Annotated in this window: 13 protein-coding genes; 3 read left to right on the top strand and 10 right to left on the bottom strand. The window is 54.4% G+C overall.

Annotated features, from left to right (window positions below; genetic code table 11):
- The first annotated feature begins 18 nt into the window (after positions 1-18).
- Positions 19-1,089 (top strand): hypothetical protein, encoded by a 1,071-nt coding sequence (locus ACAW74_RS11820; RefSeq protein ID WP_370698409.1) that lies wholly within the window; start codon positions 19-21, stop codon positions 1,087-1,089.
- Positions 1,090-1,189: 100 nt separating this feature from the next.
- Here the strand turns inward: ACAW74_RS11820 and ACAW74_RS11815 are convergent, their stop codons facing one another.
- Positions 1,190-2,062: a lysophospholipid acyltransferase family protein gene (locus tag ACAW74_RS11815; protein WP_370698408.1), complete on the bottom strand. Its 873-nt coding sequence runs from the start codon at positions 2,060-2,062 to the stop codon at positions 1,190-1,192.
- Positions 2,063-2,471: 409 nt separating this feature from the next.
- Here ACAW74_RS11815 and ACAW74_RS11810 point away from each other — a divergent pair, with 409 nt between their 5' ends.
- Positions 2,472-2,900 (top strand): response regulator, encoded by a 429-nt coding sequence (locus ACAW74_RS11810; RefSeq protein ID WP_370698407.1) that lies wholly within the window; start codon positions 2,472-2,474, stop codon positions 2,898-2,900.
- A gap of 381 nt (positions 2,901-3,281) precedes the next feature.
- Positions 3,282-3,698, top strand: coding sequence for a DUF2147 domain-containing protein (locus tag ACAW74_RS11805; protein ID WP_370698406.1), 417 nt, complete (start codon positions 3,282-3,284; stop codon positions 3,696-3,698).
- 97 nt (positions 3,699-3,795) lie between these two features.
- Here the strand turns inward: ACAW74_RS11805 and ACAW74_RS11800 are convergent, their stop codons facing one another.
- The 9 genes from ACAW74_RS11800 to ACAW74_RS11760 all read right to left on the bottom strand — a co-directional run bounded on the left by ACAW74_RS11800 (position 3,796) and on the right by ACAW74_RS11760 (position 13,254).
- The gene (locus tag ACAW74_RS11800) at positions 3,796-5,016 is read right to left on the bottom strand and encodes a glycosyltransferase family 4 protein (RefSeq protein ID WP_370698405.1); all 1,221 of its coding nucleotides are present in this window, start codon (positions 5,014-5,016) and stop codon (positions 3,796-3,798) included.
- 102 nt (positions 5,017-5,118) lie between these two features.
- Entirely contained in the window at positions 5,119-5,883 is a 765-nt protein-coding gene (locus tag ACAW74_RS11795; RefSeq protein ID WP_370698404.1) for a glycosyltransferase family 2 protein, read from the bottom strand.
- Between the two features lie 2 nt (positions 5,884-5,885).
- Complete coding sequence (locus ACAW74_RS11790; RefSeq protein ID WP_370698403.1) at positions 5,886-6,485, bottom strand: WcaF family extracellular polysaccharide biosynthesis acetyltransferase; 600 nt, start codon at positions 6,483-6,485, stop codon at positions 5,886-5,888.
- The gene (locus ACAW74_RS11785; RefSeq protein ID WP_370698402.1) at positions 6,451-7,386 is read right to left on the bottom strand and encodes a glycosyltransferase family 2 protein; all 936 of its coding nucleotides are present in this window, start codon (positions 7,384-7,386) and stop codon (positions 6,451-6,453) included. Before ACAW74_RS11785 ends, ACAW74_RS11790 begins: the two co-directional genes overlap by 35 nt.
- Positions 7,383-8,519: an acyltransferase family protein gene (locus ACAW74_RS11780; RefSeq protein WP_370698401.1), complete on the bottom strand. Its 1,137-nt coding sequence runs from the start codon at positions 8,517-8,519 to the stop codon at positions 7,383-7,385. The genes ACAW74_RS11785 and ACAW74_RS11780 overlap by 4 nt, the downstream gene beginning before the upstream one ends.
- A 58-nt stretch (positions 8,520-8,577) precedes the next feature.
- Complete coding sequence (locus tag ACAW74_RS11775; RefSeq protein ID WP_370698400.1) at positions 8,578-9,747, bottom strand: glycosyltransferase; 1,170 nt, start codon at positions 9,745-9,747, stop codon at positions 8,578-8,580.
- Between the two features lie 18 nt (positions 9,748-9,765).
- The gene (locus ACAW74_RS11770; RefSeq protein ID WP_370698399.1) at positions 9,766-10,932 is read right to left on the bottom strand and encodes a glycosyltransferase family 4 protein; all 1,167 of its coding nucleotides are present in this window, start codon (positions 10,930-10,932) and stop codon (positions 9,766-9,768) included.
- 7 nt (positions 10,933-10,939) lie between these two features.
- On the bottom strand, positions 10,940-12,310 hold the full coding sequence (locus tag ACAW74_RS11765; protein ID WP_370698398.1) for a hypothetical protein: 1,371 nt from the start codon (positions 12,308-12,310) through the stop codon (positions 10,940-10,942).
- Positions 12,307-13,254 carry a glycosyltransferase family 2 protein gene (locus ACAW74_RS11760; protein WP_370698397.1) on the bottom strand — a complete coding sequence of 316 codons (948 nt, stop codon included), beginning with the start codon at positions 13,252-13,254 and terminating at the stop codon, positions 12,307-12,309. The genes ACAW74_RS11765 and ACAW74_RS11760 overlap by 4 nt, the downstream gene beginning before the upstream one ends.
- Positions 13,255-13,282 lie beyond the last annotated feature (28 nt).

The raw sequence follows: 13,282 nt of genomic DNA, 5'->3' as shown, positions 1-13,282 counted from the left end.
GACTGTATTGATCACCGCATGACTAAGTTTTCGCTAACCGTACTTACCCTATCTGCCCTTTGGTTTAACCTCGGGTGCCAGTCAAACGCCGCTAAAGACCGGACAGCCGCCGACTCCACAGCTACCGCCCCGGAAACGGCCGCCAGTACACCCGCCACCACCTCATCAGTCGCTGCCGATAGCACAACTACCCCCACTACGACCGATACCACAGCGGCCGCAGCCGGAAAAGAGCTGTCTCCCCTCGACTCATTAGGAATGATCGGCCCCAAAATCACGGAGGCCATTCTACCGAAAAAACGGATTCTGGCCTACTACGGCAATCCGCACTCGAAGAAAATGGGCATTTTGGGCGAATACCCCAAAGAAGAGATGCTGAGCCGCCTCGACAAGCAGGCGGTAGCCTGGGTAGAGCAGGATTCGGCCAAAACGCCGGTGCAGAAAGCGCTGCATTTGGTAGCCATTTCAGCGCAGGGAGCGCCCGGTAAAGATGGCAAGTACCGGATGCGTATGTCCGACAAAACCATTCGGAAGGTGATTCGCTGGGCAGCTGAGCACAACTCGATTTGTTTCCTCGATATTCAGGTGGGCCTGGCGCCGCTCGGTCCCGAAATGGAATTTCTGGAGCCGTATCTGAAGCTGCCCTATGTGCACCTGGGTATCGACCCCGAGTTTTCGATGAAAACGGGTGCCCGGCCGGGTACCAAAATTGGTACGTATGATGCCGCCGACATCAATCAGGCGGTGCAGTTTTTAAGCCGGATCGTTCGCGAGAACAAGTTATCGCCCAAGGTGCTGGTGGTTCACCGCTTCACCAACCGGATGGTGACGAACTACAAGAATATCAAGCTCGACCCCAACGTACAGATTGTGATGAACATGGATGGCTGGGGCCCGCCTTCGCTGAAACGTGATACGTACCACGACTACATTCAAACGCAGCCGGTACAGTATACTGGGTTCAAGTTGTTCTACCACAACGACTTGAAGAAAGTAGACCTCCGGTCGAAGCACAAGGTGCCGCACCTGATGGAGCCATCGGAAGTGCTGTCGCTGAACCCCAAACCGATGTACATTCAGTATCAGTAGTAGGAATGTATAGTGTATAATGTAGAATGAATAATGGGCTGGTGCGAAATCAAGGTGCGCCAGCCCATTATTCATTCTACATTATACACTATACATTCCTTTACTCCAGCTTCGTAATGACGCGGTCGTATTTCTCGCGGTGGTGTTTCCAGCGCTTGTGCGACCAGAGCCAGTCGGCGGGGTGCTTTTCCAGGGTGTTGGTAAGCGCATCGCGGTAGCGTTCGATCAGCTCGCCGGTAGCCAGTTCGCCATAGGGTGGGGTGCCAATCTGTGTGAACGTAGCCGTGTAGTAACCCCGACGTACCCGCACCATTTCGATGTAAAAAACCGGGAGTTGTTGCCCCCGCGCCAGCCGCTCAAGCCCGGGGTAGAAGGGCGTATTGCGGTTCATAAAATTGGTCCAATAGGCGTTTTCGGGTCGGTCGGGCATTTGGTCGGCTACCAGCGCGATGATGCGCGGTCGGTTGCGGTCAATCACCATTTGCCGGGGCAGTTTTCCCATTGGCACCGGCACCGGTCCAAACGTAGACCGAATCCGAAGCATGAGCTGCTCGAAAAAATCATTGTGTAACGGCTTATACACACTGTCGACGGGCATGCCATACAGCGTGGCGGCAGCCGGCAACCATTCCCAGTTACAATGGTGCGACGCCAGGCCGATAACGGGTTTGCCTGTTTCCAGGCTGGCCCGCACGAGTTCAGGATTGGTGTAATGAACCCGCCGCCGCAACTCGTCGGCCGAGAGGCCCGGCAGTTTGATGATCTCGACCAGCAGATCGCAGAAATTACGATAGAAGCCGCGCCTTAGACGGGCAATGTCGGCATCAGACCGATCGGGAAATGATTGACGTAGGTTGTCGGTAATGACCGCTCGCCGATACCGGACAACGTAGGCGATGAGCCCATAAAAAACGTCCGATAATCGATAAAGAAACCACAGCGGTAGCTTAGCCAGTAGGTTGACAATGAACATAGAACAAAGATAATAGATCGGTCTTTGTTATCTGTTTTGGCATATCTGGTAAGTTGAGCATATATACTTACTTTTCGGATAGTAATCAAGGCATATCTTTATTATTTTTCAAGGACACGATTGCTTGATAGATAGCCTATTGATACCTTTGCACTGCTTTTTTACAAAAGCATAACAGCTGGGTCATTTAAGTAATTCTATGGCCTCGCTTTAATGGTGTGGATATAGTCGGAAAGCTATTCAGGTGTCCTGAGTAGCTTTTTTCATACCGGTTAAGCGATTGAGTAAAAAATACAGCCAGCTCATTGCCTCAATACAGCATTCATTAAGGACGGTTGTTACCTTTACATGCCCGTTGGACTTAGTCTGCCCGGCTACTACCGTACTTGATATGAAACGTAATGGGAAAATGGTTATCCTCATCGCCGATGACGATGATGATGACCGTGTGTTGTTGCGTCAGGCGTTGATGAGTGCTTCGTTTGATGGCGTCATTGAGTTTGTTGAAAATGGGGAACAACTCATTCAATACCTCGATGCCTGTCAGCAGGGTGAAGCCGACGCGCCACCAACACCTGCTCTCTTACTGGTTGACCTGAATATGCCCATTGTAAACGGGCTGGAAGCGTTGAAGCAGATCAAAGCGTCGACGCATTACCGGCATTTACCCGTGGTGATCCTGACGACCTCATCCGCGGAGCAGGATATTCGGGAAAGCTACAATTTGGGGGCGGCTTCATTCGTTACTAAACCGATTACGTTCTCGCAACTGGTAGAAACCATGAACGCGTTGCAGTCATACTGGCTGGGCACTGTTCGGCTACCGAGGCAATTCTAAGCAAATTCTCATCATTTTTTAACCAGATCGATGAGCGTAGCTTTGCCAAATCAGCGTTATTGTAATAAGCAGGTATCATAGCCGCTTTCTGAACAATGTAATACACGTGGTGAGGGGCCCTAGGCCACTGCTACTTTGTATAAAGACCCTTTACAAAGGGAAGGTTGAACATCAGAGGCCGGTGCATCGCAACTTAGTTGCGGCGTTACTACCTCTGAAATGGTGTGGATAGAAGCGGAAAGCCGCCGGAGATTCTCCGACGGCTTTTTTGTTGCTTCACCGTAGGATAAATCTATTTTATTAGTAGATTAATTCATGTTTATCAAGAAACTAATTTCGATAGCCTAACCGTTTACTGCTCAGCACGGTTAAACTCATCACATGGTTCTTATCAGTAAAACCCTACTTTGCTTATTGCTTTGCCTTGTGGTCACGACGGCAGGTCAATCGACCGATGCCGGTGCTGATCGGATTCTGGGCCGTTGGCTGTTTCCCAAAAAACAGACCTGTGTTGAGATTTACCGTGAAAACGGCCGCTACTATGGCCGTATGGCCGAAGTGAGCGCGAGTGCGGCTGCCAACTATGGTAACATCCGCAATAAAATCGTTCTGACCGACTTGTCCTATGGAGACAACGAATGGAAAGGTGGCAGCATGATTCACCCGTCGTCGGGTGCCCGGTTCGACGTGGTCATGCACCTGACCGACGCCAACACGCTGGTGGCAACGGTCTATAAAGGTGTTCGGTTTATCAGCAAAGATCTGGTGCTTACCCGGCAGGCTCAGGCAGGGCAGTAGGCAATAACGTCAACAAAGAGAAAAAGCCAGGTACGTTGCGTCTTTGAACAGCGCACAACGTACCTGGCTTTTTCTCTTTGTTGGCAAACCGCTTTCCCTAAAGCAGGTCGGTCAGGCGGCGGCCTTCGCGGCCTGTAACGGCATTCTGGAATTCGCGCCGCAGCGCGGCCATCCGCCGCCGCGGGTGAGTCGACATGTATACGGCCCGCATTTTGAGAAGCGAACCAATGAGCAGGTAGGCAAAGAATGAAGCCACCAGAATAATCAGTGAGGACGTATTGGAGATGTTGCGGTGCAGGAACAGGAACAGCACCGTATTGATGAGCGATGCGCCACAAAGCACTGCCGTGGCCGCCGCGTGCGAGAGACCATTGTCGAGCAGAATGTGGTGCATGTGATTGCGGTCGGCCGAGAAGGGCGATTTGCCATTGAGCACCCGCACCATAAAGACCCGCAGGGTATCGAAAATCGGAACGATCAAGACCACGATGGCGATGATGGGCGCGTTGAAAAAGCTGCGCGGATCGAAGCGGTAGGAGGCGTTCAGGTTAACGAAGCGCACGGCGAAGAAGGCCAGAAAGAAGCCAATAAGCAGCGAGCCTGTGTTGCCCATGAAGATCTTGCTGGTGCGCGAGAAGTTGAACCGGAGGAAACCCACCAGGCCACCCGCCAGCGCAAAGGCCATCGTAGCCATGGCGTAATGCTCCGACAGCAGAAACCAGCTACCAAACGTCAGGCTGGCGATCGTAGCGATGCCACCCGCCAGGCCGTCGATGCCATCGATGAGGTTGATGGCGTTGGTGAGGGCGATAAAGACAAAGCAGGTTAGTACGATACTCACCACATCCGTAATGTGATGGAACCCCATAATACCGTAGAGGTAATCAAGTTTCAGGTTGCCCAGAAAAATGAGGCTGCTGGCACTCAGCAACTGGAAGAGGATCTTCTTATTGGGGTCGATGCCGACCAGATCATCTTTCATGCCAATAAAGAACAGGATCGCCGCACCCACGATCGATAGGTTCGTGCAGTACAGATCGGTCGGGTCACCGTTGATGGGCCAGATAAAATAGCTGATGAGTACGGCGGCGAATATGGCGACGCCGCCAAACGTGGGCGTTGGTACAGTATGCGACCGGCGCTCGCCCGGTTTTTCCATCAAGGCTTTCAGCTCCGTGATCTTGATCACGACTGGTACCGAAACGATTGCTACAAAGCAGGCCACCAGAAAGGCCATAATCGCGTAGTAGAGGCCCTGCTGGAAGACAGACTCACCTAGCTTTTGCTGAATGTAGGCAATCAGTAGATCAGGATTCATAGACAGGTCGGTTTCCCGTTTTTCAGACGGTTGAGCGTCGTGAACTTACACGTGGGTTACAAAAATTGTACTTTTATACGAAACGGCAAGACCAAATACTCATTAACTGGGTGTGCTTATTGAGCGGTAGAATTGCCCTATTTTACGTAATGGTTTGAGCCACAGAGTAAACCAGTTAGGTTTCAATTGATTCAATTGCCATGCCAACCGATCTTCCCGATTGGCACGAATGCGATTTTGAACGCTACTGTTACTAACTCCGCCCGTTCGCATCACCACCGTTACTTCTTTCAGATAGGCTACCAGTATCTGATGTTTGTGAATCAGGCGAAGCATCAATTCGTAATCGGCAGCGGAGCGTAATTCCGTAGAAAAATAACCGTACTGCCGGTACAACGCCGCCCGAACAAAGAACGTAGGGTGGGGCGGCATCCAGCCGCGCAGAAACGCGCCGGGTGTATAATCGCCAGCCTGCCAGTAGCGCGTAACCCGGTCGGGATTTGTGCGCTCGGCATAGACCAGATCGGCATAAACGGCATCGGCTCCTGACTGCTCAAACGTATCGACAACCCGGCTGATAACGTCAGGGTGCCGGTATAGATCATCGGCGTTCAGAATACCAATCACATCGCCCGTAGCCAGCCGTATCCCCTTATTCATGGCATCGTAGAGACCTTCGTCTGGTTCCGACACAAACCGGCTGATACGGTCACCGTAACCCGCTACAATGGCCTGGGTGCCGTCGGTCGAGCCTCCGTCCACGACAATGTATTCGATGGTCGGGTACGTTTGCGCCAGCACCGAGTCAATAGCTTCGGCAATGGTGTCGGCACCGTTGTAGACGACCGTGATAATGGAAACGTTCATGGTTACTGAATTTCCCGTTTCCGTACCGCCACCGCCGGGTTTCCCTGGTAGATGGTGTACGGATCGAGGTTCCGGGTGGCTACGGAGTTCACCGCCAGAATAGCGTGTGAACCGACGTGTACACCCGGGCAAACGGTTGCTTTAGCCCCGATCCAGGCGCCCGCATCCAGCGTGACGCTCCCGACGATCAGGTCAAATGTTGATACTTTGTAATTGTGGTTGCCGGTAAGCAACATGGCCCCTTGTGACAGGCAGACATGATCGCCCAGCGTGACTTGGGTGAGGTTGTCGATCCAGACGTTTTCACCAATCCAGACATGGTTGCCGATCGTCAGCAACCACGGGTATTTGATGTTAACAGCCGGTTTGATCAACACACCTTGTCCCACCGTAGCTCCAAACCAGCGCAGCAGGTTCACTTTGAACCCAGCCGGGATGGGGGCATATGAGTTAAACAACCAGGCGTTGATAAAGTGCCATACCAGAATTTTCCAGCGCGGGCCGGGCTTATACCAGCTATTGTCGTAACGCGACAGATCGGTACGGCCGCTGCTGGTGCTGGGTACGTTAGCCCCGGATGCCGGCTGTGAGATCTTTTCCATGTTCACGTTTGAAATACTCGATCAGATCGGCTTTGTCGCGGCCTGCCCGGTTATATACGTCCATCAGCTTGGCATCGACCAGAAAGCGATACCACAAGCCTTGCAGGAAATGCCAGACAAAGCCCTTTCGACCATCTAAGAAACCGAGCTGACCGATATATCGGAACAAAAAGTAGGCGATCGGTCGGGTGAAGAGTGGCAGCGAGGCATACTTCTCTTTGAGGTACCGTTTGCGCTGTTCCTGTGTGCCAAACAGCCGGGGCGTTACCCGCACGGTTTGATCGAAATTATACCGGATATTCAGCAGATCAATGACCTCGCGGGTGGCGTAATGGTTGTGCTTGTTGGTCCACCAGGTGAGGTCGTTCAGGTTATGGTCGACCAGATCGTGCACAAATTGAACCGTTTTGGCCGGCTGCTTATCAGGGCCGTCGGTAAGGCGGATGTGTTCGTCCATCCAGGTCTGTTCGCAAATGCCCTGTCCCTGACGCCAGAGCCGTAACAGCCAGATTGGGTAGTAGCCGCCGTGCCGAATCCAGCGATCCATGAACATCACGCGCCGTTTCACATACACACCGCTGACGTCGGCCGGGAGCGTGTGCAGCCGCTGATTGATTTCGTCGGCCAGTTCGGGCAACAAATACTCATCGGCATCCATCCGCATCAGCCAGGTGCCTTTGAACGGCGTGTGCGTAATGCCGTAATTGAACTGAACGGCATAGGTCGTCCAGGGATTTTGCACAACCGTAGCCCCCATCGACCGGGCAATCTCTACGGTCCGATCGGTCGAGAACGAATCGACGATGAAGATGTCGGTGGTCAGGGGGCGCAGGCTTTCGAGGCAGCGGCCGATGTGCTTTTCTTCGTTGTGGGTAAGTATGATTACGGACAAGCCGTTCATGATAGACGTGGTTTGGGAAGGAGGCGGGCGGTGAGTGTACGCATCAGCGGTTTTTCGACCCAGCGGTGAATGCCTATACTCAGCAGGGTAATGCCGACCACAAAGGAAAGACACAGCAGCGAAACCGTTGGCGTGTAGGTCGGAAACAGCCGAACAATCAGCCGACTGAAAAACAGCATAGCTGGCAAATGAACTAAGTAAATCACGTATGAGGCGTCGCCGGTGAGTACCATCCAGCGCGGTAGTCTGAGCGTAAAGGCGTGTTCGAGCGTGAGCAGCCCGGTCAGCAGCAAAAAGCTGGCGACGCCGTAATGTCCGAGCCGGAGCGACAAATATTCGTTGAGCGTATCGGGCAGTGCGAAGAGCCAAACGAGCCCTGCTACGCCCAGCAACGTACCCAGCCACCACTGTGGCGGGCGGCGCGTAAACCAGACGCCCACGATGGCCCCCAGCGCAAACTCGACATTGAGCGGGCTAAACCAGAAATAACTGAGAACGGGTGTTTCGCCCGGCACGAAGTACGACTGCGTGAAGGTAACGTAAAGGCTACCCAACAGAAAAACCACCGGCACCACCCACAGCCGACGCGACAAGATGAGGCAGGCGAAGAGCAGGTAAAAGAACAGTTCGTAGCTCAGGCTCCAGCTGACGCCGTTCAGGATTTTATGGTAAGGTGTTAGCAGAAACGTTGTGAGGTCAGGCCATTGGCTGTTGATACTGTTGCGGACCGACGGCCCACCGGCCAGATAACTAGCCACCATCAGGGCCATCATACCCAGCACCGACAGCCAGTACATGGGGTAAACGCGCACAAACCGCTTGGTAAGGTAGGTACGTAGCTGCCGGGGCCGATCGATATAATCCTGACTGGTGTAAACGATGACGAAGCCGCTGATAACGAAAAACAAGTCGACCCCGGCGAAGCCGCGCTCAAACAGGCTACCCCAAAGCGACGTTTTGGCGTATGATTCGCTCACAAACATTGTCAGGTGAAACGCCACAACCGTCAGGGCCGCCACGCCCCGTGCCGCCTGAATGGTTTGCAATTGCCGCCGATTGGTACCCACCCGAACACCCGTATGGGCTTGCGCGGGGGTAATGGGCGTCGAGGAAGAAAGGGGGGCGTTGGGCATTACTGAACTAACTGATGAAGTAGTTTATGATTTGGGCCAGGTACGTTGGCTGGGTACGTTAGGGGTTGGTCAGGTACGTTCTAGGGGCCAGAACCGATTCATAAGCGGCCAACAACTGCCTAGCAACGGTATTGATGTCATAACGCTGGCGAACCAGTTGCTGGCCATTCTGCGCGATCTGCCGCCGGTACGTCGCATCGCTCAGTACTTTGTCGAGGTTTTGAGCAACGGCCCCGGCAGTTGTGTCGGTGAGGCAGGCAGCGTTGGTTTCGCGAATGGCCTGTTCGAAGCCAACCCGGTCGGATACCAGACAGGCTACGCCCGCCGCCATTGCCTCCAGCACGGCCATCGAAAATCCTTCCGAATACGACGGCAGCACAAACAGGTCGGCATCGGCCAGTGCGGCTTTTTTGGCTTCGCCCGTCAACATCCCGACAACCTTAACCTGATTGCCCAACTGATGTTCCCGAATAAACGCCTCTGCGGTCGCCTGATAGCTATCGTCGGGGCCGGCTAGCACCAACTGCGTGTCGGGGTGTTGCCGGGCGTATTGAGCAAACCCGTCGAGCAGAATATCGAGCCCTTTCTTGACGTGCAACCGGCTCATAAACAGAATCATGGGCTGCTCGGCGGTCAGGCCAAACTGCTGACGGAACGTACCCCGGGGCGGCAACTGCGCAAAATCGGCGGTGGGGATGCCATTGGGAATCAGCACCACGCGCGGGTGGCGGTGGCCCAGGTAACGCAGCAGGTCGTCCTGCTCATCGGGGCTGATGAGGTGAATCAAGTCGGCGCGTTCGAGTAGGCGTTTCTGCATCAGCACGTCCATGATTGTCTTTTTCCACTGATTGTGCTGCACGGCCCAGCGGTCGAGCACACCGTGAATGGTGACTACCTTGGCAACGCGTTTGTCGAGCAGAAAGGGCGCAATACTGCCAAAATGCCACAGACCATGGCAATGCACCAGATCATAATCGTGCAGATGCGCTTTCAGAAACCGATACAGGTCGACCGAAAACTCCCGAAAAAACCGGCTGATAGGCGGCGTCCGGTACATGGGAAACACCCGCGCCCCATCCGGGGCGGGGTACAACGTATCGCCCGGCGAGAGTGGGCTTAAAATGTCGATCTGATGCCCCTGCGCCACCGCGACCGCCGCGTGGTCGTAGATCACGCGGGCAGGGCCGCCAATCGACCAGGTATAGGCACAGATGTGTAGAATTTTCATGCGCGATCAATCAATGGCCTACCGACCACTGACTTGTTTTAAGCCGTCATACATGGCCTTGCCGACGCGGTCGGGGTCGAAAGGCGCCACCAGCCGGACCGATTCACGGCCCATCCGGTCGCGTTCGTCGGCCGAGGCCATGAGCAGTTGCCCAAGCCGTTCGGGTAGTTGTTCAGGTACGTCCGGGGCAAAGGTATAGCCGTTTTGGCCGTCGCGCACCAGATCGACCGCGCAGCCACACCGGTCCGACACCAGCACCGGCAGGCCACAGGCCATCGCCTCGTTGACCACCAGCCCCCACGGTTCCGATAAGCTGGGCAGCACGAATACGTCGGCCAGGGCCAGATAGCGGGGTACGTCGCGCCAGTCGCAGCCGGGCAAGAATACAACGCGGTCGGCCACGCCCAATTGAGCCGCCTGTGCCTGTAAGGCCGTTTTTTGATCCCCCTCACCCAGCAAGATTAGCCCCCATTCGTTGGCTATGTTCGAGGGCGCGGCTTTGCAGGCGGCGGCAAAGGCATCGAGCAAAGCCGCCAGATTCTTGATCTCGATAAGCCGCCCCACGTAAATCAGGTTGCGGGGTTTCAGACCCAAGGCTGCTTGCTGAGCCTGTCGGTGCGGTAAACTAGCGGCATGCGTTTGGGCGAGCAGTTGATTGTCAACCACGGCATTGTTCCGAACCAGAATCCGGCGCGGGTCGGCTCCAAGTTGTACCATGTACTCAGCGGCACGGGTGCCAAAGCAAAAGATTGCATCGCAACGACGCACAAAGGCGGCTTTAAGGCGTTCGCGCCAGCCGGTGCGGGGGTTGTCGAGAGCCGTCGATTCGTTCTGCAGCACTACCCGGCAACCGCGCAGTTTCAGCAACGTACCCAGCAGGAGTTGGGCCGGATCGTAATACCCCGTCAGCAAAACCACATCGGGCCGGAAGGCAAAGGCGGCTTTGAGAAGCCGGCTGATCCGTTGGGACAGCGGTAGCTCATCAAGCGAGCCGTTGTGTAGCACCTGAAAGGGATAACCCACCGATGTGGCATCGGGCATTCCCAGTCCTTTACGGTGGCCTTCGGTAAGGGCCAACTGAATCACCAGCAGCGTATCGCCCGCCCCAAATTGCTGGGCGAGGCGGCTGAATAGCAGCGACTTATAATGGGCCCACAAAATATTATGAACGATCAGTACCCGCATGGTTGCATCAGGCCGGTTGAAGGGCCGCCGTATCGGGTTCCTCGATGGCTACGGGTGGCTGATCGGTGTAGCCGGGCATCAGTTCGGGCGGGTAGTAAATATTGACGAACCGGGCAAAAAGACATAAAGGGTGGAATACGGCCATTTCGTACGGTCGCCCCGCAAACAGGTAACTGGCAAAGAAGAGAAAAAAGCAGTAGGCCCAAAGCGATTCAACGTCGGTCTGACCGCCCCGATAGGCTACCGTCAGGCAGTCTTTCCAGAGGCGATAAAACATGAACACGTAAATCAGGAACGGCACGATCCCCTGGTTGATCAGCGCTTCGAGCATCGGTACGTCCATGTAGAACGTCTTATAGCCGAAACCCAACAGTAGTTTATAGGGTACATCCGTAATAACGTTGATCGTATAATCGACACTGAGCGCCCGGTTGGCCGACGATACATCCAACTCGGCAACCCCGCCCGCCGACTCCGATTCGAGCCCCAGTAGCGCCAGAATGTTTTCGCTGAACCGCTCGTAGATCATGTCTCCGTAAGCCAGGATGATGTCCCAAATGTCGGGGCGCATCGAGATGAACACAAAGAAACCAACGAAGGGTAACGCCAGGATAATTAGCGATGTGGGGCTCACCAGCAGTTGCATCACTTTGCGGGGATTTGTGCGATGCAGGTTAGCGCCCATGTAAATGAAGGCGGCCATGGTCGTGGCCAGAATCGCTGCCTTACTGAACGTCAACATGATAATGATCACGTTGAAGATGACCAGTCCAATACCTAGAATCTTGATAATGGCGTTTTGATTGGGTCGATACGCCCAGAGCAGCGAGCATACAATACCGATTTGGGCGTTACGGGCAAAGACGTGCGGGTTACCCGTCCGCATACCCGGTTCGCCATACTGAATGGCGGCGCGTTGACCGATGGTCCAGTCCGGGTCAACAATAAGCGAATAAACCAGCGCCAGATTAGAAACCAGCGTGAACATGGCCCCAATGAAGGCGACTTCCCGTGATACCTCGTTGGGCATGCAGATCAGCAGAAACATGTAGCCAACGATGAAGGCGTAGTAAACCATGTCTTTGTTTCGCTCGGCCAGACCTACTTCGTTGAACATGAAAGCATAGAGGATACAGGTAGCCAGAAAGGCCATAGCCGCAAAAAAGACGGGCGTGTTGACCCGGTAAAACGTTTTCAGAAACGTTTTATGTACCATCAGCACCATACCGAACAGGATGAACCCCGCCGTAAACACCTCTGATGGCAGCGGAACCTTAACGACTTCTTTGAAGAAAAAGCCCAGTGGGTAGGAGTCAAGCACGATAAACATGCCCAGCGCCATCCGCATCAGATCCAGTCGTTTCAGAAAATCATTCATAATGCTTTAGGCAGCGTAAGTCGATGATAGATATAGCCAAACTGCCCCCGCAGCAGAAACCAGGCAAGCTTGCGCAATCGGCTGTAGCGACGCCAGAACGAAGCGCTCAGACGGCTTTGCAACTGCGGTTGGTAGCGTTGGCTCACCTGCCGATGCTCGGCTTCACCAATGGCCGCGATCTGCGACGACTTGGCGTCGGGCTGAATGCGGAAACCTCCCCAAAACCCAGGTACGTGCCGAAACCGCACGCCCGGCCGCACGCCCAGCCGCGTGACCACTTCGTAGTCCATCACAAACCGGAGTGAGGCATCGAGCCAGCCGGTCTGGGCCAGTAACTCGCGCCGGATAAACAACGACTGGTTGAACACCTGCATGCCTTCGTGGATCTGGCAACCAGCGCTGAACGACGGTACCCGCAACTTTTCCAGAATAACGTCCTGTTCGTTGATGATGTACATATCACCGAAAAAAACGTCGGTCTGTGGGGCCTGTTGCCAAGCACGCGCTACCTGCCAGAGCGCGTCGGGGGCAAACACGTCGTCGGAGTTCTGGTAGGCGACATAATCGCCGGTGGCCCGTTGAAAGCCTTTGTTGATGGCGTCGGTCTGCCCGTTGTCGGGTTCGCTGACCCAGCCAGCCAGATAGGGGGCGTATTTCTCGATGATCGCCAGCGAGCCGTCGGTTGAGCCGCCGTCGATGATGATATACTCCAGATTCGGGTACTGCTGGTTCAATACGCTCAGGATCGTCCGCTCCAGGTACGTTGCCTGGTTATAGGAGGGGGTCACTACGGTCAACTTCGGGAGCGACTTACCGGTGGCCGGTGGCGTGGGGCCACTGGCCGGTCTGTAAGGTGCAATAACGAAGTCGTGCAGAGTGGGCATTTTGTATTTTTCGTAGAAAAGCGACGCAAAATAGCCAAAATTGATTGATTTATCCGACAAAAAGCCAGAAGGTGAGCATATGAACCAG

Origin of the sequence: Fibrella musci (assembly GCF_041321105.1) — a bacterium.
Classification (GTDB): domain Bacteria; phylum Bacteroidota; class Bacteroidia; order Cytophagales; family Spirosomataceae; genus Fibrella; species Fibrella musci.
This window is presented reverse-complemented; position numbering and strand designations above follow the sequence as displayed.

What these genes read in the sequence shown, in the direction of transcription:
- ACAW74_RS11820 (WP_370698409.1), top strand. Translation starts at nt 19, where the DNA reads ATGACTAAGTTTTCGCTAACCGTACTTACCCTATCTGCCCTTTGGTTT.
- ACAW74_RS11815 (WP_370698408.1), bottom strand. Translation starts at nt 2,062, where the DNA reads ATGTTCATTGTCAACCTACTGGCTAAGCTACCGCTGTGGTTTCTTTAT.
- ACAW74_RS11810 (WP_370698407.1), top strand. Translation starts at nt 2,472, where the DNA reads ATGGTTATCCTCATCGCCGATGACGATGATGATGACCGTGTGTTGTTG.
- ACAW74_RS11805 (WP_370698406.1), top strand. Translation starts at nt 3,282, where the DNA reads ATGGTTCTTATCAGTAAAACCCTACTTTGCTTATTGCTTTGCCTTGTG.
- ACAW74_RS11800 (WP_370698405.1), bottom strand. Translation starts at nt 5,016, where the DNA reads ATGAATCCTGATCTACTGATTGCCTACATTCAGCAAAAGCTAGGTGAG.
- ACAW74_RS11795 (WP_370698404.1), bottom strand. Translation starts at nt 5,883, where the DNA reads ATGAACGTTTCCATTATCACGGTCGTCTACAACGGTGCCGACACCATT.
- ACAW74_RS11790 (WP_370698403.1), bottom strand. Translation starts at nt 6,485, where the DNA reads ATGGAAAAGATCTCACAGCCGGCATCCGGGGCTAACGTACCCAGCACC.
- ACAW74_RS11785 (WP_370698402.1), bottom strand. Translation starts at nt 7,386, where the DNA reads ATGAACGGCTTGTCCGTAATCATACTTACCCACAACGAAGAAAAGCAC.
- ACAW74_RS11780 (WP_370698401.1), bottom strand. Translation starts at nt 8,519, where the DNA reads ATGCCCAACGCCCCCCTTTCTTCCTCGACGCCCATTACCCCCGCGCAA.
- ACAW74_RS11775 (WP_370698400.1), bottom strand. Translation starts at nt 9,747, where the DNA reads ATGAAAATTCTACACATCTGTGCCTATACCTGGTCGATTGGCGGCCCT.
- ACAW74_RS11770 (WP_370698399.1), bottom strand. Translation starts at nt 10,932, where the DNA reads ATGCGGGTACTGATCGTTCATAATATTTTGTGGGCCCATTATAAGTCG.
- ACAW74_RS11765 (WP_370698398.1), bottom strand. Translation starts at nt 12,310, where the DNA reads ATGAATGATTTTCTGAAACGACTGGATCTGATGCGGATGGCGCTGGGC.